Annotated in this window: 18 protein-coding genes, 2 tRNA genes and 1 pseudogene; 13 read left to right on the top strand and 8 right to left on the bottom strand. The window is 66.9% G+C overall.

What is annotated here, in order from left to right; translation table 11 throughout:
• Positions 1-105: 105 nt before the first annotated feature.
• The gene (parE, locus tag GU920_RS01485; protein ID WP_161765210.1) at positions 106-2061 is read left to right on the top strand and encodes a DNA topoisomerase IV subunit B; all 1956 of its coding nucleotides are present in this window, start codon (positions 106-108) and stop codon (positions 2059-2061) included.
• Positions 2062-2100: 39 nt separating this feature from the next.
• Here the strand turns inward: parE and GU920_RS01480 are convergent.
• Positions 2101-3067, bottom strand: a pseudogene (locus GU920_RS01480) (IS481 family transposase); the annotation flags it as partial.
• Positions 3068-3206: 139 nt separating this feature from the next.
• Between GU920_RS01480 and GU920_RS01475 the strand changes: the two are divergent.
• Positions 3207-3704 (top strand): MarR family winged helix-turn-helix transcriptional regulator, encoded by a 498-nt coding sequence (locus GU920_RS01475; RefSeq protein ID WP_161765208.1) that lies wholly within the window; start codon positions 3207-3209, stop codon positions 3702-3704.
• A gap of 2 nt (positions 3705-3706) precedes the next feature.
• Here GU920_RS01475 and GU920_RS01470 read toward each other — a convergent pair whose 3' ends face one another.
• The 3 genes from GU920_RS01470 to GU920_RS01460 form a co-directional block, all read right to left on the bottom strand.
• The gene (locus GU920_RS01470; protein WP_161765206.1) at positions 3707-5782 is read right to left on the bottom strand and encodes a capsular polysaccharide biosynthesis protein; all 2076 of its coding nucleotides are present in this window, start codon (positions 5780-5782) and stop codon (positions 3707-3709) included.
• Between the two features lie 6 nt (positions 5783-5788).
• Positions 5789-6892 (bottom strand): polysaccharide biosynthesis/export family protein, encoded by a 1104-nt coding sequence (locus GU920_RS01465; protein ID WP_235932985.1) that lies wholly within the window; start codon positions 6890-6892, stop codon positions 5789-5791.
• A gap of 123 nt (positions 6893-7015) precedes the next feature.
• A complete protein-coding gene (locus GU920_RS01460) occupies positions 7016-8305 on the bottom strand; it encodes a capsule biosynthesis protein (RefSeq protein WP_161765202.1) in 1290 nt (429 codons plus the stop codon).
• Between the two features lie 183 nt (positions 8306-8488).
• Between GU920_RS01460 and GU920_RS01455 the strand changes: the two genes are divergently transcribed.
• The 9 genes from GU920_RS01455 (at position 8489) to GU920_RS01415 (ending at position 15219) form a co-directional block, all read left to right on the top strand.
• A complete protein-coding gene (locus GU920_RS01455) occupies positions 8489-9088 on the top strand; it encodes a riboflavin synthase (protein WP_161765201.1) in 600 nt (199 codons plus the stop codon).
• 8 nt (positions 9089-9096) lie between these two features.
• A complete protein-coding gene (locus tag GU920_RS01450; RefSeq protein WP_161765199.1) occupies positions 9097-9681 on the top strand; it encodes a hypothetical protein in 585 nt (194 codons plus the stop codon).
• 157 nt (positions 9682-9838) lie between these two features.
• Positions 9839-10936: a 3,4-dihydroxy-2-butanone-4-phosphate synthase gene (gene ribB / locus GU920_RS01445; protein WP_161765195.1), complete on the top strand. Its 1098-nt coding sequence runs from the start codon at positions 9839-9841 to the stop codon at positions 10934-10936.
• Between the two features lie 3 nt (positions 10937-10939).
• Complete coding sequence (locus tag GU920_RS01440; RefSeq protein WP_161765193.1) at positions 10940-11440, top strand: 6,7-dimethyl-8-ribityllumazine synthase; 501 nt, start codon at positions 10940-10942, stop codon at positions 11438-11440.
• On the top strand, positions 11437-11898 hold the full coding sequence (gene nusB / locus GU920_RS01435; protein WP_235932983.1) for a transcription antitermination factor NusB: 462 nt from the start codon (positions 11437-11439) through the stop codon (positions 11896-11898). Before GU920_RS01440 ends, nusB begins: the two co-directional genes overlap by 4 nt.
• Before the next feature lie 117 nt (positions 11899-12015).
• A complete protein-coding gene (locus tag GU920_RS01430) occupies positions 12016-12333 on the top strand; it encodes a hypothetical protein (RefSeq protein WP_161765191.1) in 318 nt (105 codons plus the stop codon).
• 133 nt (positions 12334-12466) lie between these two features.
• A complete protein-coding gene (locus GU920_RS01425; protein WP_161765189.1) occupies positions 12467-13348 on the top strand; it encodes a LysR family transcriptional regulator in 882 nt (293 codons plus the stop codon).
• A 213-nt stretch (positions 13349-13561) separates the two neighbouring features.
• Positions 13562-14392, top strand: coding sequence for a DUF481 domain-containing protein (locus GU920_RS01420; protein WP_161765188.1), 831 nt, complete (start codon positions 13562-13564; stop codon positions 14390-14392).
• 368 nt (positions 14393-14760) lie between these two features.
• Positions 14761-15219 (top strand): MmcB family DNA repair protein, encoded by a 459-nt coding sequence (locus GU920_RS01415; protein WP_394351519.1) that lies wholly within the window; start codon positions 14761-14763, stop codon positions 15217-15219.
• Between the two features lie 15 nt (positions 15220-15234).
• Here the strand turns inward: GU920_RS01415 and GU920_RS01410 are convergent, their stop codons facing one another.
• Positions 15235-15456, bottom strand: a complete 222-nt coding sequence (locus GU920_RS01410; RefSeq protein WP_161765184.1) for a DUF6324 family protein — start codon at positions 15454-15456, stop codon at positions 15235-15237.
• Between the two features lie 177 nt (positions 15457-15633).
• On the opposite strand from GU920_RS01410, the gene GU920_RS01405 reads away from it, so the two are divergent.
• Positions 15634-15710, top strand: a tRNA-His gene (locus tag GU920_RS01405).
• Positions 15711-15744: 34 nt separating this feature from the next.
• Here the strand turns inward: GU920_RS01405 and GU920_RS01400 are convergent.
• From GU920_RS01400 to GU920_RS01390, 3 genes are all read right to left on the bottom strand, one after another.
• Positions 15745-15969 carry a hypothetical protein gene (locus GU920_RS01400; protein ID WP_161765182.1) on the bottom strand — a complete coding sequence of 75 codons (225 nt, stop codon included), beginning with the start codon at positions 15967-15969 and terminating at the stop codon, positions 15745-15747.
• A gap of 94 nt (positions 15970-16063) precedes the next feature.
• A complete protein-coding gene (locus tag GU920_RS01395; RefSeq protein ID WP_161765180.1) occupies positions 16064-16879 on the bottom strand; it encodes a lytic murein transglycosylase in 816 nt (271 codons plus the stop codon).
• A 131-nt stretch (positions 16880-17010) separates the two neighbouring features.
• Positions 17011-17085: transfer RNA gene (locus GU920_RS01390), tRNA-Glu, on the bottom strand.
• Positions 17086-17234: 149 nt separating this feature from the next.
• Here GU920_RS01390 and GU920_RS01385 point away from each other — a divergent pair.
• Entirely contained in the window at positions 17235-18002 is a 768-nt protein-coding gene (locus GU920_RS01385; protein WP_235932981.1) for a LamB/YcsF family protein, read from the top strand.

Genomic DNA, 18002 nt, shown 5'->3' with positions numbered 1-18002 from the left:
ATAGCCCGCAGGCCCGGCAGGGCAACCCCCACATCTTGCGCCCGGCCCCCCTGCGATGCTCTAATCCCGCGCTACATCGCACCCATAAAGAATCGAGCACAGCGCATGGCCAACGACCTCCTCTCCTCCGGGGACCAGAGCTACAACGCCGCCTCCATCGAGGTGCTGGAAGGGCTGGAGCCTGTCCGCAAACGCCCCGGCATGTATATCGGCGGCACGGATGAACGCGCGCTGCACCACCTCGTAGCGGAAATCCTCGACAACTCGATGGACGAGGCCGTTGCCGGCCACGCCACGCGGATCGAGGTGGAGCTTCACGCCGATTACGCCATCACCATCCGCGACAATGGCCGCGGCATCCCCATCGACCCGCACCCGAAATTCCCCGGCAAATCCGCGCTGGAAGTCATCCTCTGCACCCTGCACGCGGGCGGCAAGTTCGGCGGCGATGCCTATGCCACCTCCGGCGGCCTGCATGGCGTCGGCGCGTCCGTCGTCAACGCGCTGTCCGATCACATGCGGGTAGAGGTCGCCCGCAACCGCGAACTGTTCGCCCAGGAATTCTCGCGCGGCATCCCCAAGGGCCCGGTGGAAAAGGTAGGCCCCGCCCCGAACCGGCGCGGCACCTCCGTCACCTTCCATGCCGATCATGAAATCTTCGGCTCCCAGACCTTCAAGCCCGCGCGCCTGCTCAAGATGGTCCGCTCCAAGGCCTATCTCTTCTCGGGCGTCGAAATCCGCTGGAAATCCGCCATCAACGATGGCGAAACCCCACTGGAGGCGGTGTTCCACTTCCCCGGCGGCCTGGCCGACTATCTGTCGGATCAACTGGCGAAAACCTCCACCTATGCCGACCGCCCCTTCGCGGGAAAGGTGAACTTTACCGAGAAATACAATGTCCCCGGCTCTGTCGAATGGGCCATCAACTGGACGCCCGCGCGGGATGGCTTCATCCAGTCCTACTGCAACACCGTTCCCACGCCCGAAGGCGGCACGCATGAGGGGGGCTTCTGGGCGGCGATCCTGAAAGGCATCCGCGCCTATGGCGATCTGGTCAAGAACCGCAAGGCCGAACTCATCACCCGCGACGACCTGATCGCCGGGGGCTGCGCGCTGGTGTCCTGCTTCATCCGCGAACCGCAATTCGTGGGCCAGACAAAGGACCGCCTCGCCACGGAAGAGGCCGCCAAATGGGTCGAAGGCGCGGTGCGCGACCATTTCGACAACTGGCTTGCCAATGACACGAAATCTGCAGGCGCCATCCTCGATTTCCTCGTCCTGCGGGCCGAGGAACGGCTGCGGCGCCGGATGGAAAAGGAAACCGCCCGAAAGACGGCGACGAAAAAGCTGCGCCTGCCCGGCAAGCTTACCGACTGCTCGTCGAAAACCCGCGAGGGGACGGAGCTTTTCATCGTCGAAGGCGACAGCGCCGGCGGCTCGGCCAAGGGCGCGCGCGACCGCGAGACGCAGGCGCTCCTCCCGCTCAAGGGCAAGATCCTGAACGTCCTCGGCGCGGCCTCGTCCAAGCTGCATGAGAACAGCGAAATCCGCGACATCTGCGAAGCCCTCGGCGTGGGCATGGGGACGAAGTTCAAGATCGACGATCTGCGCTATGAAAAGATCATCATCATGACCGATGCCGATGTCGACGGCGCGCATATCGCCTCGCTCCTGATGACCTTCTTCTTCACCCAGATGCGCCCGCTGATCGACAAGGGCCACCTCTACCTCGCCTGCCCGCCCCTCTACCGCCTGACACAAGGGGCGAAGCGGCTTTATGTGGCGTCCGATGCCGAGAAGGAGGAGTGGCTCGCCAAGGGGTTGGGCGGCAAGGGCAAGATCGACGTGCAGCGCTTCAAGGGTCTGGGCGAGATGGATGCCAAGGACCTTAAGGACACGACGATGGACCCGAAAAGCCGCAAGCTGATCCGCGTCAGCATCGACGAGGACGAACCCGGCATGACCGGCGACCTGGTGGAACGCCTGATGGGCAAGAAGCCGGAACTGCGCTTCCAGTATATTCAGGAGAACGCGCGGTTTGTGGAGGAGTTGGATGTGTGAGTGATGGTCCCGCAAACAACGTCTGGATTGGGTTTTCAGTCCCGGCATCGGGCGGATCGGATCGAAGATATGTCGATCCGGCTCTGATGTGGGGATTTTGCAGATGTTTTCGTCGCGCGTGAGGCCTCCGAGCGGCTTGAGGCGACGCGCGCAGTTGCAGGCCGCCATGACGTCCGTGAGGTGCGTTCGCAACTGGTCGTGGTTATCGCAGTGGAAGCGCTTGACTGTCGCGTCCTTGATCGTCCGGTGCATGCGCCCGACCTGACTGTTGGTCCTCGGGTGGCTTGGCTTGGTCAGCCGGTGCTCGATCCCGTTGGCCTCGCAGATCATGTCGAAGCGCATCGGGTGAGAGTAGATGGTGTTCCGGTTCCACGGCTGCTCTGCGACCGGGATCCTGTTGTCGGCGAAAACCGTGTGGATCTGGTAGGGCACGGCTTCGAGCATGTGCTGCAGGAACGCCCAAGCTGTCTTTCGGTCAGCTATCGCAACGGGTTGAGCGACAGCGAACTTTGCAGTGCGGTCGATGCCGACGAAGAGGAAGTGCTTGCCCTCGGCGGTCTGCACTTCCGCGCTGTCGAATTGAACCGCAGGTCCGCGCAGCGAAAGAAGCCAATGGGGTAGCGCGTGAACCTCTGCCGCCGGGGTTTATCTCCCGCGACATCGGGAAGACGCGAGATGCCGTGACGCTGCAGGCAGCGATGCAGCGCCGACCGTGTCAGGTGCGGGATAGAGGGGTGGAGAGCATGGAGAGAGTCGTCCAGTGGCAGGAGCGTGTGCCTTCGAAATGCCACGGCCGTCGCTTGGCGGGCCTCGGATAAGACGCGGACCTCGGTTCCGAAGGCCCGGTCTTCATATCCTCGACCGTCGCCCGCTGCCGCCACTTCGCCACCGTCTTCGGATTGATCCCCAACCCCTGGCTCAGTTGCGTGCGCGAAGCTTGCGATCGCTGTATTGCAGCGCTGACGGCGAACGTGGTCGTGGCGCTCCCGTGACGAACCTGTCCCATAGTGCTTCCTCCCTTCCCGGCGACGGGATCGCACCATTGAACCGTGGGATCAAACACCTCGGGCCGGTCGCGGGCTTTTACCGGATGTTGGGATTCTTCGTCGATTCTGCCGGATGTCAGGATCGGACGGAGGGTTGCGATGTCGGTGCAGGAAGCGGTGCTGGATGGGTCTGATCGGGCCTTCCACGCCGGGTATCTGGAAATGCTGGGTCTGGTGGAGCGGCTGCACAGGCTGCTTCTGGATGTGATCAAGGATGAATTCGAACGGCTGGGCATCGTCGAGGTGAACCCGGTGCAGGGGCTTTTGCTGTTCAACATCGGCGAGAATGAGGTGAGCGCGGGCGAATTGAAAAGCCGCGGCTTCTATCAGGGGTCGAATGTCAGCTACAACCTGAAGAAGTTGGTGGAGGCAGGCTATATGCACCACCAGCGGTCGGATGTGGACCGCCGTTCGGTGCGCGTGAAGCTGACCGAGAAGGGGCGCCGGCTGCGCGCGACGATCGCCGATCTGTTTGCCCGCCATGCCGGGCTGATGCACCGGCGCGGGATGGTGGATGCAGCGGGGCTGGACCAGATCGCGCAAGGCCTGCGCCGGACGGAACGGTTCTGGATGGAACAGATCCGCTATATCTATTGATGTCAGCGCCGCCAAAGATGCGCATGACCGGCGAACAGGCCCTGAAGCTTGGACAGGCCGCGGTTGAATGGGCCCGGCGATGGGCCGCCGCCCTGCGCCAGTCGGTCCAGCGCCACCTCGGGCGGGCAGGGGCGGCGCGTGACGGGATCGAAGTAGCGCGGATAGGCGATCAGCGCGGCATGGGCGAGGGCGGCCAGCGACGGGCGGGGCTGCAGGCTGCCATCGGGGCGGCGAAGGCGACGCGGCGGCACGGGGCCGAGGTCGCGGGTGAGCCCCCAGCCGGCATAGAAGGGCGCGCCCAGCGTGGTGACGGGCTTGCCGCGCAACAGCGCCTCGAACCCGAGGGTGGAGGTCATGGTCCAGACCGCGTCGCAGGCCGCGATCAGGGCGAGCGGGTCGGCATGGTGCAGAACCGCATCGGCCAGCCGGGCCAGATCGGCGGCGGCAACCGCGCCGGGGCGCAGGCCCGCCTCGACATCCGGGTGGGGCTTGTAGAGGATCACCGCATCGGGATGGGCGGCGCGGACGGCCTGCAGGAGCGCAAGGTTGGTGCGGACGTCGCCCGCGCCCAGACGGATGGAGGCGTCATCCTCCACCTGCCCGGGCACGAGGATGCGGTGACCCGGCGGCAGATCGGGCAGTGCCGTGGCGGGCAGGTTGTATTTCGACAGGCCGAGCGTCGTGATGCGCGCCATCAGCCGTTCCGCGCGGTCAAGGCCCCCGGGGGGCGGCGGCGCAAGGATCAGGCGTTCCAGACGGCTTTCCCGGAGGGGATCGTAGTAGATGCCCAGATCATCGGTGACCAGCGACAGGGGTGGCACCAGTTCGGCCCCGAGCCCGCGCGACCGCAGGAAACCGTCTTCGACGCGCAGAAGCGGCAGGTCGGGCGGGGCGGGATCGGGCGCCTTTCCGGCCCAGACCATGAGGCGGCGCCCGGTCCGTTGCGCCTGCGCGACGGCCTGATCCGGCGTGCGGGCAAAGAGCACGGGGCGGTGGCGGCCGAACACCTGTTGCAGGGGCCTGCGTTTCCACAGGCGCATCCCGAAGGCGACATAACCCGCCCGGTCCGCACGCCAGGCGCGCGTGTCGGCCTCCAGCTGATCGACGGCCTCTTCGAAACGGCAGATCCGGCCACGACAGGGATCAAACCAAGTGGGGGCAAGGATCATCGCCCCCGCGAACAGCTGCGCGCGGGTCAGGGTGCGGCGGCGGCGCGGGATGGGCTGTTCATCCAGCGTGAGGCCCCATCCCGCATAGAAGGGCTGGCCGAAGACACGGGGGCGATGCCCCGCGAGGATGGCCTCGAACCCCATCTGGGACGAGACGGTGTAGACGGCGATCGCCCCTTCCAGCAGCCGCCAGGGCGAGACGGCATCGGTCAGCAGCGTGACATTCGGCGGCAGGGCGGCCGGGTCGAAATGCCCCGGTCGCAGGCCGAGCCGCGTTTCGGGATGGGTCTTGATCAGGATGCGCGCGCGGGGGTGGTCCTCCAGCGCGGTGGCGAGCATCGTCTGGAAGGTGGTGTCGGTGGCGCCCGCATGGCGGATCGAGGCGTCGCCGCGGGTCTGGTCGATCAGCAGCACATAGCCGGCTGGCGGTGGCCGCAGGTCAGGATCATGGATGTTGTATTTCGACAAGTCGCTGGCGATCAGCCGGGCGATACCGTCCCGCGCGCGGGACAGAAGGTTCGAATCGTCCAGTGGATCGGTGGTCAGCAGATGTTCGATCCACGAAGGCGCGGCGGCATCGAAATGCACGCCCAGCGGATCCATCAGAAGGCCGAGCGGCGCATCCCCCATGCGGCCCGGCCGGAGCGAACGCAAGAAGGCATCCTCGACCCGGATCAGCGGCGCGCCGTGGCGGGCTGCTGCCGCCTCGCCCCGCCAGGCGGTGGGCGACCGCCCCCAGACGATGACGCCCTCGCCCGCGCGGGGCAGGCCGGGGCGCAACTCATGCCCTGCGGCGGCCAGGATGCGCCGCAGTGCGCCGTTCAGGAAGCCGCCGTTGAGAAAGCGCAACCGCCGGGGAATGGCCCCGGCGGCGCCTGCCGCATCGCGACGGCTGGCCGGATCGGCCATGGCCGATCAGTTGCCGGCCGCGTTGGCCAGCGAATCCGCCGCCGTCGCCGTGCCTGTCAGCGCGCCGATGGTCTTTTGCCACTGCACATAGGGCGCCTCGGTCACATAGACGGTGTCGCCGTCGCGGATCAGGAAATCGCGCGCCTCGAACATCCCCGTGGGCTGGGTCAGGTCGAGCACATAGATCATCCGCTGCGCCCCGGTCAGATCGTTGCGGCCCAGAACGACATTGGCCACCTCGGCCGGTTCGTTGCGGAAGACGAAGACGCCTGTCGGATCGGCAAGGCTGGTGTTCAGGCCGCCGACGATGGCCAGCGCCTCGATCGCCGAAAGGTTCTGGCTCTCAAACGGCACGCGGTTCTGCGCCCCGGTCGCGCCGAGGGCGACGAAGGCGCGGGTGTCCTCTTCGATCACGATCTGGTCGCCCGCCCGCAGCGCGATGTCGAGCTGGGGATTTTCATACAGGTCAAGCAGCCAGACTTTGCCGGTATGGCCGTTGCGCGTGACCCGGACGATGGCGGTTTCGGGGTCGATGGTCACACCGCCGGCCCGCGCGATCATAGAGGCGAGGGTGCGGGTGGGCCGCTCGATCGGATAGACGCCCTGCGCCCCGGCCGAGCCGGAGATGGTGACGGTGGAGCCGTCGCCTGCGACACGCTGCACGATCACCTGCGGGTCGGGCGTCTGCGGGTCGAGCTTCTGCGCGATCTCGTTGCGCAGGTCTTCGGGCGAGGCGCCGGCGGCGCGGACGCGACCGGCATAGGGGATGAAAATGAAGCCTTCGCCATCGACCTGCAATTCGGTGAGCTGCGACAGGCGCTGCCCGGAATTGCCCAAGAGCGGATCATCCTTGACGTTTTCATAGACCGTGATCGTCAGCCGGTCGCCGGGGGCGATTACGTCAGACCCGATCCGCCCGGCGGAGAGGAAGCTGTTGGAAAAGCCGAGCGACGGCGTCACCGCCGTGGCCTGCGTGACGCGGCTGTTCACCGTCACCACGAAGGCGTCACCTTCGCGCAGGACGGAGCCTGCGAAGATCTCGTTCTTGTTCGGGCCACTGCGCGGCAGGCCGCAGGCTGCGACCGCACCGACAAGCACGACGAGGGCCATGGACCTGGCCCCTTTGGATACTGACATTCTCACTGCTCGGGCTCCTTGGGTGGAGTTTGCCTCAAGTTTTGTCAGTAAACCTACAGGAGGATGGGGTAATTTGCCAAACACTCTGTTCAGGGATCAGTCCGCAGGGTGCAACTGTTGCCGATGCGCCGCGCATCCCAGGCGCAGCGCATCATAGGGATCTTCGGGCGAAAGCATCATGTCGGTGACATGGCGCAGCAGTTCCCGGCGCCCGCGGGCCGAGTAAAACCCGCCCGGAACCTGTGAGGTTTCAAGGAGATAGCGCCGATAATCGCGATAGGCGCGCAGATCGGGCCGGGTGGGGCGGGCAAAGAATTCGGGCAGCGGCTGATCGGAGACGAATTCGGGCTTGGCATAGACCGCCTCGCCGAAGGTGCGCAGCGGCAGGCCGCGCCAGAGCACCTGCTGACCGGCGGTGGAGTTCACCGTGACGGCGGAGCGGGCGAGGTTCAGGAGCGGGCCGAGCTTGCCGCCGGGGATGAAATGCACCCGCTGCGTCACCCCGTGCTGCGCGGCGAGGCGGCGGATTTCGGCGCGCAGGGGGACACGGCCATCTTCCAGCGGATGCGCCTTGAAGACGAGGTGGTGATGCGGCGGCGCGCCTGCGGCGAAGCCCTCCATCACCACGGCGAGGAATTCGGTCATGGTTTGGAAGGGGGAATGGGTGCGGAAGCTGGCATCGTGTTCCAGTTGCAGCAGCACGAGGTGGAAGGGATGCCCGCTCTGGCGGATCGCGGCGGTTTTCAGGATGCGCTCCCATCGATGGACGGGCTGCGCGAGGAGGCGGCGCAGGTGCAGATTGGCCTCTTGCCAGACGGTCAGGGCGCGGTGCGGGCGGAAGCGCGGATAGGCGGCGCTGCCGGCGAAGACGTACCAGTGGTAGAGCGCGCCCCAGAAGATGTGCTGGCGCATGTCGCCCCAGGCGGTGGGGGCGTCGGGCTGATCCGCGGTGCTGCGGGCCAGCGCGGCGCGCATGTCGGCGACCGACAGGCGCATGAGCCGGGAATGGCCGTTGGACCCGCCGCGTTCATAGGTCACCCAATAGGGGCGGAGGTAGCCTTCTTCGAAGACATGCAGCGTCAGGCCGCGGCTGCGGGCGGCGGCGACTGCGGCGGCGTGGATCGGGCGGGTGTCGCCGTAAAGGACGATATCCGTCACCGCGTGGCGGTCGAGAAGGGCGGCCAGCGTGGCGGGCCAATCCTCGGGCGTGCCGCGATAGGGGATGTAGGTCGCGCGATCGGGCCAGAAGGCCTGATCCCCGCGGTTGAAGCCCACCCGGTGCACGGCGGCGCCTGCGGCCTGCAGCATGCGGCCCAGACGGTGGAAGAAGGGGCCATGGGGCCCCTGCAGGAAGAGGAAACTGCGGCCTGTGCCGGATACTCGCATGTTGCGCCCCAACTGGACGGCCCCCCCGCATCTGCCCGCGGGCATGGCTGCAAGGTAGGCAGAAATCGTTACGCGGGCCAGACTGCCCGCAGCAGACGGCAAAATTAGGGCGGCGCGGGACGCATTGCCGATGGCGGCGCGCAGGGCTAGGTCTAGGGGCGGACCACGAAGGAGAAGGCGGCCATGTTCACCGGGATTGTCACCGACATCGGCGAGGTGCTGGAAACGGAACGGCGGGGCGATCTGCGGGCGCGGATCGGCACGGGCTATGATGTGGGCGGGATCGACATCGGCGCCTCGATCGCCTGCGACGGCGTCTGTCTGACGGTGATCGCGCTGGGGACCAGCCCGCGTAACTGGTTTGACGTGGAGATCAGCGCGGAATCGCTGTCGAAGACGAATATCGACGGCTGGGCGCCCGGCACGCGGATCAATCTGGAACGCGCGCTGAAGGTGGGCGACGAATTGGGGGGGCATATCGTTTCGGGCCATGTCGATGGCATCGCGGAGGTGGTGCGCGTGGCGCCCGAGGGCGATTCGGTGCGGGTGACATTCCGCGCGCCCCATGCGCTGGCCGGGTTCATCGCGCCGAAGGGATCGGTCGCGCTGAACGGCACGTCGCTGACGGTGAACGAGGTCGATGGCACGGATTTCGGCATCAACTTCATCCCGCACACGCAGAAGGCCACGACCTGGGGCAGGGTCGCCGTCGGCGACCGGGTCAACCTGGAGGTGGACACAATGGCGCGCTATGTCGCGCGGCTGCGCGAGTGGGGCCAGTGACGGGGTCCGTGACGGGATCCGTGCGCGGGATCGGCCATAACGGCGGCCCGACGCTGGAGCCGGGGTTCGGCTGGCGGCGGCATTGCTGGACGGCGGCCCGGGCGCGGCTGTTGCCCACCCTGCCCATCGAGGTGGTGCGCCTGCGGGTGCGGCGGGCGGCGGAACTGGGGCTGGACTATCGCACCTATGCCTCGGTCCGGGCGGCGACGGGGCATGATGTGGTGGCCTTCCTGTTTTCGTCCAATGCGCTGCGGATGCTGGCGCCCCTGCCTGTGCTGCCGGCGGAGCGGGCGGCCAAGCTGGCGGCGGTGACGGGGTGCGGTCGGGTGGCGCTGGCCCTGCCGCCGCTGACGCCCGGCGCGGTGCTGGCGGCGGCGGGGGCGGTGATCGACGCGGCCCATCCGGCGCCGCCGCTGATGGGGCCGTGGCGTGCCGCGGGCGCGGCGATCCGCGCCGCGCTGGGGCCGGTGCCGGGGGACCGGGTGATCCTTGTGGGCGACATGGCGCTGGAGCGCGACTGGTGCGCGGCGGGGCGGCTGGCGGGCTATCTTCCGGCCGAGCGGTATTTCGGCGGCGGGGCGGGCGAAATCTGACACAGATTTCGCGGCGATCTCTGACCCAGAAATCGGGGCCCGGCGGGGGCGCCCAGGGTGGGGCATGTCGATGCACAGCGCTTGTGCGTCGCACGGGCACTGGCCTTTGGCCGCGCTGCGCGTTAGGACGCTGGCGAGAGCTGCGAGGGCCTGCACCATGACCGACGCCAAGACCGATTTCTCGGATGCCATCTCCTCGGTCGAGGAGATCATCGAGGATGCCCGCAACGGGCGGATGTTTATCCTTGTCGATCACGAGGACCGCGAGAACGAAGGGGATCTGGTGATCCCCGCGCAGATGTGCACGCCCAATGCCATCAACTTCATGGCGACGCATGGGCGCGGGCTGATCTGTCTGGCGCTGACGGCGGCTCGGGTGGATCAGCTGGGCCTGCAGCTGATGGATCGCAAGAATTCGTCGCGCCATTCCTCGGCCTTCACCCTGTCGATCGAGGCGGTGGAGGGCATCGCCACGGGCATTTCGGCGGCGGATCGGGCGCGGACCGTTTCGGTGGCCATCGACCCGACCAAGGGCGCGTCCGACATCGCCTCGCCCGGCCATATCTTCCCGTTGCGGGCGCGCGACGGCGGCGTGCTGGTGCGGGCGGGCCATACCGAGGCGGCGGTGGATGTGGCGCGGCTGGCGGGGCTGAACCCGTCGGGCGTGATCTGCGAGATCATGAATGATGACGGCACCATGGCGCGGCTGCCTGACCTGATCAGCTTTGCCCAGAAGCATGGGCTGAAGATCGGCACGATCAGCGACCTGATCGCCTATCGGCGTCGGCACGACAATCTGGTGAATGAAAAAGCCGTGAAGGCGGTGCAGTCAGTGCATGGCGGCGACTGGCTGATGCGCGTCTATGCCGATGAGACGCAAGGCGCCGAACATGTGGTGCTGACCAAGGGCGATCTGACGGGCGAGGCGCCGGTTCTGGTGCGCGTCCATTCGCTGAACCCATTGGAGGATGTGCTGGGCATCGGCGGGGGTGGCGACCTGCCCGCCGCGATGCGGCTGATTGCGGCCGAAGGGCGCGGGGTGGTGGTTCTTTTGCGGGACACGTCGATGAAGATGGTGGAGGGGGGCGAACATTCGCCCCAGACGCTGCGGCAATACGGGCTGGGGGCGCAGATCCTGTCGGCGCTGGGCCTGTCGCAGATCACGCTGGTGACGAATTCGGCGGCGCCGAAGGTGGTGGGGCTGGAGGCCTATGGCCTGTCCATCGCCGGCACGCGCCCCTTGCGGGAGGTCTGAGCCATGGCGGGAAGCGAGACGCATTACACGCTGGCGCTGCCCAGCTTTGACCGGCCGGTGAAGCTGTTGATCGTGGTGGCGCCCTATTACAAGGACATCACCGATGATCTGGTGGCGGGCGCGCGCGCCACGGCGGCGGCCTGCGGGGCCGAGGTCGATCTGGTGGAGGTGCCGGGCGCGCTGGAGGTGCCGACGGCGATCGCCATGGCCGAGCGGCTGGCCAAATATGATGGCTATGTCGCGCTGGGCTGCGTGATCCGGGGCGAGACGACGCATTACGATACGGTGTGCAACGATTCGAGCCGCGCGATCAGCCTGCTGGGATTGCAGGGGGCGGCCATTGGCAACGGTATCCTGACGGTGGAGAACCGCGCGCAGGCGGTGGTGCGGGCCGATCCTGCCGGGCAGAACAAGGGCGGCGGGGCGGCGGCGGCGGCCTTGCATCTGATCGCGCTTTCGCGCAACTGGGCCGGCCAGACCAAGGGGATCGGATTCCGGGCATGACCGCGCCTGACAAGAAGCAGATGAGATCGGCCGCACGGCTGTTTGCCGTGCAGGCGCTGTTCCAGATGGAAACGAGCGGCCAGACGGTCGAAAAGATCGTGCGTGAGTTCGAGACGCATCGGTTCGGCGAAGTGCTGGACGAGGGCGAGATGGCCGAGGGCGACCCCGACCATTTCCGCAAGGTGGTGGATGCTGCCGTGGACTGGCAGGCCAAGATCGACCAAATGACGGATCGCGCGCTGGTGGCGAAATGGCCCATCGACCGGATTGATCCGGTGCTGCGCGCCCTGTTCCGCGCCGCGGGGGGGGAGCTGGTGTCGATGGACACCCCGCCCAAGGTGGTGATCAACGAATATGTGGATGTGGCCAAGGCCTTCTTTCCCGAAGGCAAGGAGGCCAAGTTCGTGAATGCCGTGCTCGACCACATGGCGCGCGAGGAGAAACCCGCCGCGTTCTGATCCGCGCCCGGGCGAAATGGCGCGCATGGGGCGGCAAAGCGCGGGCTGCGTCAAATTGGTGCTGGACGTCCGGCGGCAAGGGGCTAGGCTCCCCTCTGTCGGTAGAGGAGTGCCACGATGCCCAGATTGATCCGCCTGTATGTTGCCAGCATCGCCACGGGCTTTGCGCTTTCGCTGGTGTTTCTGGGGGCGGTGCTTGCGATGGATGTGGCGGGCCTTCGGGGGTTGATCCTTGGGTCGTCATCGGGGCTGGTGGCGGCGGTGATGCTGGTGGTGTTCAACGGCATCGTGTTTTCGGGCGTTCAGTTTGCCATCGCCATCTCGCGCCTGGCCGAGGATGACGACGCCCCGCGCGGCGGGTTGCGCCAGCATCTGGTGCCGATCCCGGTGCGGGTGGAGGCACGCGGAAAACAGCTGCGCCGCGGGCGGCGCTGATCCGGCCGCATGGCCCTTGGCGCCTGACGGCGCTGTGCTAGGCTTCTTCCCGATGGGAAGGGGCCTTTTTCATATGGTCTTTGTTGCCGCCGCGCCCATGGGCGCGGCGCATTGATGTCAGGGGTATTTTTCGATGGATATGCAGCTTTTGCGCACGTTTCTGGATGTGATCGACACGGGCTCTTTTGCGGCGGCGGCGGATCGGCTGCGCGTGACGCAATCGGCGGTGTCCTTGCGCATCAACCGGCTGGAGGGGCAGTTGGGCCGCCCGCTGTTCAACCGCGGCAAGACCGGGGTGACGCCCACCACGGCGGGGCGCGAGTTTCGCCGCCACGCGGCGGCGATCCTGCGCAGTTGGGAACAGGCGCGGATGCAGGTAGGCGGCACCGAGGGCGCGGTGAGCAGTCTGGCCATCGGGGCTGAGGTGTCGCTGTGGTCGCGGCTGGGGTTCCGCTGGCTGGACGGGCTGGCTGCGCATGAACCCAAGATCGCCCTGCGAAGCGAGGTGGACGGGCCTGACGCGCTGATGCGGCGGCTGGCCGAGGGCACCTTGCAGGCCGCGCTGACCTATAGCCCGGCGGTGCGGTCGGGTCTGGATTGCGAGATGCTGATGGAGGATGAGCTGATCCTCGTCTCGCCATGGGAGGATGCGCAGCTGTCGGATGTCCGCGGGCGCTATGTTCTGGCGGATTGGGGGCAGGATTTCCTGCGCTTTCACGAGGCGGCGCTGCCGGAACTGCCGATCCCCGAGGTGCAGATGGCGCTGGGGACGCTGATTCTGCGCTATATCGCGACGCGGCCCCTTGCGGCCTATGTTCCGGCGCGGTCGGTGCGCAGCTATGTGGATGCGGGGCAGCTGTTCCCGGTGGACGATGCCCCCAGTTTTGCGCAGGAAATCTGGGCCGTCTGGCGCACGGATATCGAGTCAACCCTTCGTGAAGTGGCGCGCGACAGCCTTGGGGCGGCAATTGCGCAGGTGCAGGCCGAGGTGGCCGACCTGCTGGGCGACGTCTGACCGCCGCGCAAGCCCCTGAAACGCCGTGAAAATCGCCGCCCGGCGCGGCGCTGGGCGCGCGCGGGGACGAATTCAAGGGGAAAGGGATACGAGAAATTCTTGGGTCAGGCTTGAGAATAATTTAAATTTTCATCTGAAATCAATCGGTTATCTCAGCGTTCGTGACAAGTTCGGTGGCCCGTGCGGGCCGCTCCTTGCAGGAAAGGACATGAGATGAAGACGATTACCAAGACGGCAGGTGCCTCGGTTCTGGCGATGATGATGGCGGCGCCCGTGCTGGCGCAGACCAACATCACCGGCATCCGCGACGTGAATGACCGGATCGACGACATCAACGAGGTCGTGGCTGAAGACATGGAACGGGCCGAGGACGCCGCCCGCTTCGGCGCGCCGGAATCGCGGCAGGGCCTGTCGGGCAGCGCCTCGATCGGCTATTCGGGCAAGACCGGCAATAACGAGAGCCAGGAATTCTCGGGTGGTGTGCGCCTGTCTTATGCGCAGGGCAATTTCGTGCAGACGATCGGCGCGGCGGTGGACTTTGCCGAGGACAGCACGGCCAAGACGAAGGAAGACATCCTCGCCGTCTATGACGCCAACTATTACTTTGACCAGAGCTTCTACGGTTTTGCGCTGGCGCGGCTTGAGGCCGACGGTCTGGCCGATACGGCCGATGAGGTGCGCCGCGACGGTTTCGTGGGCTTTGGTCCGGGTTACCGCGTGATCAACACGCCGGACATGACCTGGCGCGTGCAGGCCGGTATCGGGGTGAGCTATCTTGAGGATGGCGCGCGCAACTCGGTCACCGAGACGGGCTATCTGGCGGGGTCGCGCTTCTATGCCAAGATCAGCGACAGCATGTTCATGACGAACGATACCGACGTTCTGTCGTCGGATTCGGCGCTGCGGGTGAACAACGACCTTGGCGTGAACTTCCGCGTGACCGACGCCGTGTCGACCCGGATCAGCTATCTGACCGAGTACAACGACAACCGGGCGATCCGCACCGACAACAAGCTGGGCGTGTCGCTGGTGTTTGGCTTCTGACACTGTTCCTGCCTGTGCCTGAAGCCTGGGGGTGCGAGAGATCGCACCCCTTTTTTCGTGTCTGACGTTGTCCGAGGATTGGGTGGCGGGCCCGCAGCGACCGTGGACGGCATGGTTTCCCGAGAGCCAGAGGTCTCAGGTGGGAGCCAGTTAGCAAGACCAGGATCCTGCCAGAGCCAGCCCCCAATCGGTTGCTTATCGGCCACTGGAAAAGAGCCTCTCACGCGAAGAGCAGCACCCGCCATCCCCAGACTTAGGCGCCCGTGCGGGGCAGGGCAAGGGCGGCGATGCGGGCGGGGGCCGGGGCGGCGCGGTTCTGCCATGCGGGTGGCTTGAAAAATGTTCACGTTTGGTTCATGGTTGGCGGCATGAACCGGATGGATGATCCCCTGACCCTGCTCCCCGGCCAGCGCCTGCAGCGCGGGGTGTGCCGGGGCCTTCTGGCGATGGATTTCGTGACTGTCGAGGAATTGGTGCCAGCGCCGGGGCTGCGGGTGGATGTGATGGCGGTGGGGCCGAAGGGCGAGATCTGGGTGGTGGAATGCAAGTCCGGCCGGGCCGATTACCGGGCCGACCGCAAGTGGCAGGGCTATCTGGAATGGTGCGACCGGTTCTTCTGGGCCGTGGATGCCGAGTTTCCGGTGGATCTGTTGCCCGAAGGGACGGGCCTGATCCTTGCCGATGCCTATGATGCGGAAATCCTGCGCATGGGGCCGGAGGTCCCGCTGGCACCGGCGCGGCGCAAGGTGATGATGCAGAAATTCGCGCGCCACGCTGCGCTGCGCCTGCAATCGCTGCGCGATCCGGGCGCGGGCGCGGTGTGGTAGCGCTGTGATGGCCGCTCAGCGCCGCCCGGGCTTGCCCTTGGACGGGGCGGAGCCGATGGCGCGGGCGGCCTCGGCGGCGGCGCGGAGTTCCTCGGCGATCTCCTCGGCCTCATCCGGATCGAAATCGAGCGGCAGTTCGATGCCGCCCTCGGCCTCGACATAGATGCGCACCATGCCCTGATCGGTGGGGCCGATCTGGATATTGGCCGCGATGTCGCTTTGCTTGTCGATCCCCATGGTGCATCCCCGTTTCTGACACGCCTTTCGCCTAGCGCGGGATGCAAGTGGTGGCAAGCCGTGCGCGGGCAACCCCGGCGCTGGCGCGGGCGGCGCAAGTCGGGACGGCCCGCAGCGATGATCGGCCAATCATCCCCTTGCAATCGCCAAGCTTGGGGGGTAAACGGCCCGCCAAGTGCCGCCTTAGCTCAGTTGGTTAGAGCACCAGATTGTGGATCTGGGGGTCCCCCGTTCGAGCCGGGGAGGCGGTACCATCCCCCAAGATCACCACGCTGCGGCGGGCGCGCGTCACGCGAGCCAAAAGGCAACCGCGATGAAGACGGTGGCGAAGGTGACGGAGGCCGCCATGGCCATTACCGCATCTTCCGCAAGCGTCATGCGCGGGGCCGTCTGCTGGCCAGTCTGTTGGCCCGTGCGCGGCACTGCGGCAGGCCGGGCGGTGCAGCCCGGGCACGGACGCGCGCCATCGGCGGGACAGTGCGACAGGCGATAGCAGGCTGTTCTTTCGGTCATGGCGACACCTCCCTCATTTCCTTTGAGAACGAGGGCGCGGCCCGACTGTTTAGCCGGGGGGGAGGATCCCCCCCGGACTGTTGCAGGGAAGCGGTCAGCTGTCGATCTGCGCGGCCATCAGCGCGATGGCCTGCTGATAGACGGTGGCGGCGTTCCATGCCTCGATCACGGCAAAGTTCGGCTCGCCCTGCTGATAGCCCACGCCCGGGCGCCAGCCTTTCTGGCGCAGGAAATTGGCTGTCGAGGCCATGGCATCGACCAGATCGGTCAGATCCACGCGCCCGTCGCCATTGCCGTCCACGCCATAGGTCAGCGCGTTGCCGGGCAGGAACTGGGTATGGCCCAGTTCGCCATGCTTGGCGCCACGCGTCTGCGGGCTGATGGCGCCCGCGTCGATCAGCTTCAACGCGCCGATCAGATGCGGGGTGAAGAAATCCGACCGGCGGCAGTCATAAGCCAGCGTCGCGATGGCCGAGACGACATTGGTGTCGCCCATGAAATTGCCAAAGCCCGTCTCCATCCCGTGGATGGCGATCAGCACCCCCGCCGGCACGCCATATTGCCGTTCGAGGGCGGCGTAGAAATCGGGGTTCTGCGCCTTGCGTTTGCGCCCCTGCGAGATGATCGCGCTAGCGCCCCGCACCTCGAGAAACTTGTCGAGGCTGTAGCGAAAGCTTTTCTGGTTGCGGTCGGCGCCGATGGTGGCCTTGGAATAGGAGGTGGCCATCAGCGCATCAATCCCGCGCGGGCCGACACCTGCGGCCTCGGCCTCGGCCGCCATGACGGGTTTCCACGCCTCGTATTGCGCGCCGGTGTCAGAGCAGGGCGCAGCTTGGGCGAGGGCGGGCAAGAGCAGGAAAAAAGGCAGGGCAAGCGAGCGGGCGGCGAAGCGCGGGCTTTTGCGGATCATGGAACACCAGAGCGAGGGAACAATCGCCCACAGGATAGGCAAGCCCGGCCTTGACGCAAGCGCCGTGAGGCCGGGCGCGCCATGATCGGCGGGGCGCTGTCTGCGCGTCGGCTGGCAGGTTCAGGGGGGAGTGGCAGCCCGTAGGGGAGTCGAACCCCTCTTCCCAGGTTGAAAACCTGGTGTCCTAACCGATAGACGAACGGGCCACGGTGGATGACGGGCGGTCTAACGAAGGGCAAATCCCGGCGCAAGAGGAAAAATGTGCGCCCGGTCCGGGGCTTTTGCGGGTTTTCCACGGGCGCGCGGGCGGGCAGGATCAGGGCCGCAGTGGCACGAATCGAGGGGGGCGGGCGGCATGATGCGCGAGATCGACCTGAACGCCGATCTGGGCGAAGGGTTCGGCCCTTGGACGATGGGCGATGATGCCGCGATGCTGGACATCGTTAGCAGTGCCAACCTTGCCTGCGGTGGCCATGCGGGCGATGCAGAGGTGATGTTTGCCAGCCTGCGGCAGGCCGCGGCGCGGGGTGTCGTGGTGGGCGCGCATCCGGGCTATGCGGATCGCGAAGGATTTGGCCGCCGCGTGATCCCCATGCCGCCCGACGCGATCGCGCGGATGGTGGCGGCGCAGGTGGGTGCCCTGCAGGGCGTGGCGGCGCTGGCGGGGGTGGAGGTGCGCTATGTCAAGGCGCATGGCGCCTTGGCGAACCTCGCCGCCGACCGGGCCGAGGTGGCCGCCGCCATCGCCGTGGCGGTGCGCGACCTGCCGGGCAGGCTGGCGCTGCTTGCCATTTCGGGGACGGAGCTGGAGGTGCAGGGGCGCAAGGCGGGTCTTCCCGTGGTGGCCGAGGTCTTTGCCGACCGCGCCTATCGCGCGGACGGGCGGCTGGTGCCGCGCGAAGTGCCGGGCGCCGTGCTGCACGACCCCGAAGAGGTGGCCGCGCGGATGCTGCGCTTTGCCGAGACGGGGCGCATGCCGGTGCTGGGCGGGGGCGAGGTGGCGCTGGCGGCGCGGTCGGTCTGCGTGCATGGCGACAGCCCCGGCGCGGTGGCCATGGCGCGCGCCCTGCGCAAGCGGCTGGAGGGCGCGGGCGTGGCGATCCGGCCCTTTGCCGGGGGCTGA

The sequence above is a fragment of the Paragemmobacter ruber genome, assembly GCF_009908315.1.
Classification (GTDB): Bacteria; Pseudomonadota; Alphaproteobacteria; order Rhodobacterales; family Rhodobacteraceae; genus Paragemmobacter; species Paragemmobacter ruber.
The sequence above is the reverse complement of the archived record's forward strand: the minus strand, read 5'-3'. Positions and strand labels throughout refer to the sequence as shown.

Bases quoted from the DNA above. Each gene is read 5' to 3' on its own strand.
- parE (WP_161765210.1), top strand. From the start codon at position 106: ATGGCCAACGACCTCCTCTCCTCCGGGGACCAGAGCTACAACGCCGCC.
- GU920_RS01475 (WP_161765208.1), top strand. From the start codon at position 3,207: ATGTCGGTGCAGGAAGCGGTGCTGGATGGGTCTGATCGGGCCTTCCAC.
- GU920_RS01470 (WP_161765206.1), bottom strand. From the start codon at position 5,782: ATGGCCGATCCGGCCAGCCGTCGCGATGCGGCAGGCGCCGCCGGGGCC.
- GU920_RS01465 (WP_235932985.1), bottom strand. From the start codon at position 6,892: ATGGCCCTCGTCGTGCTTGTCGGTGCGGTCGCAGCCTGCGGCCTGCCG.
- GU920_RS01460 (WP_161765202.1), bottom strand. From the start codon at position 8,305: ATGCGAGTATCCGGCACAGGCCGCAGTTTCCTCTTCCTGCAGGGGCCC.
- GU920_RS01455 (WP_161765201.1), top strand. From the start codon at position 8,489: ATGTTCACCGGGATTGTCACCGACATCGGCGAGGTGCTGGAAACGGAA.
- ribB (WP_161765195.1), top strand. From the start codon at position 9,839: ATGACCGACGCCAAGACCGATTTCTCGGATGCCATCTCCTCGGTCGAG.
- GU920_RS01440 (WP_161765193.1), top strand. From the start codon at position 10,940: ATGGCGGGAAGCGAGACGCATTACACGCTGGCGCTGCCCAGCTTTGAC.
- nusB (WP_235932983.1), top strand. From the start codon at position 11,437: ATGACCGCGCCTGACAAGAAGCAGATGAGATCGGCCGCACGGCTGTTT.
- GU920_RS01430 (WP_161765191.1), top strand. From the start codon at position 12,016: ATGCCCAGATTGATCCGCCTGTATGTTGCCAGCATCGCCACGGGCTTT.
- GU920_RS01425 (WP_161765189.1), top strand. From the start codon at position 12,467: ATGGATATGCAGCTTTTGCGCACGTTTCTGGATGTGATCGACACGGGC.
- GU920_RS01420 (WP_161765188.1), top strand. From the start codon at position 13,562: ATGAAGACGATTACCAAGACGGCAGGTGCCTCGGTTCTGGCGATGATG.
- GU920_RS01415 (WP_394351519.1), top strand. From the start codon at position 14,761: ATGAACCGGATGGATGATCCCCTGACCCTGCTCCCCGGCCAGCGCCTG.
- GU920_RS01410 (WP_161765184.1), bottom strand. From the start codon at position 15,456: ATGGGGATCGACAAGCAAAGCGACATCGCGGCCAATATCCAGATCGGC.
- GU920_RS01400 (WP_161765182.1), bottom strand. From the start codon at position 15,969: ATGACCGAAAGAACAGCCTGCTATCGCCTGTCGCACTGTCCCGCCGAT.
- GU920_RS01395 (WP_161765180.1), bottom strand. From the start codon at position 16,879: ATGATCCGCAAAAGCCCGCGCTTCGCCGCCCGCTCGCTTGCCCTGCCT.
- GU920_RS01385 (WP_235932981.1), top strand. From the start codon at position 17,235: ATGATGCGCGAGATCGACCTGAACGCCGATCTGGGCGAAGGGTTCGGC.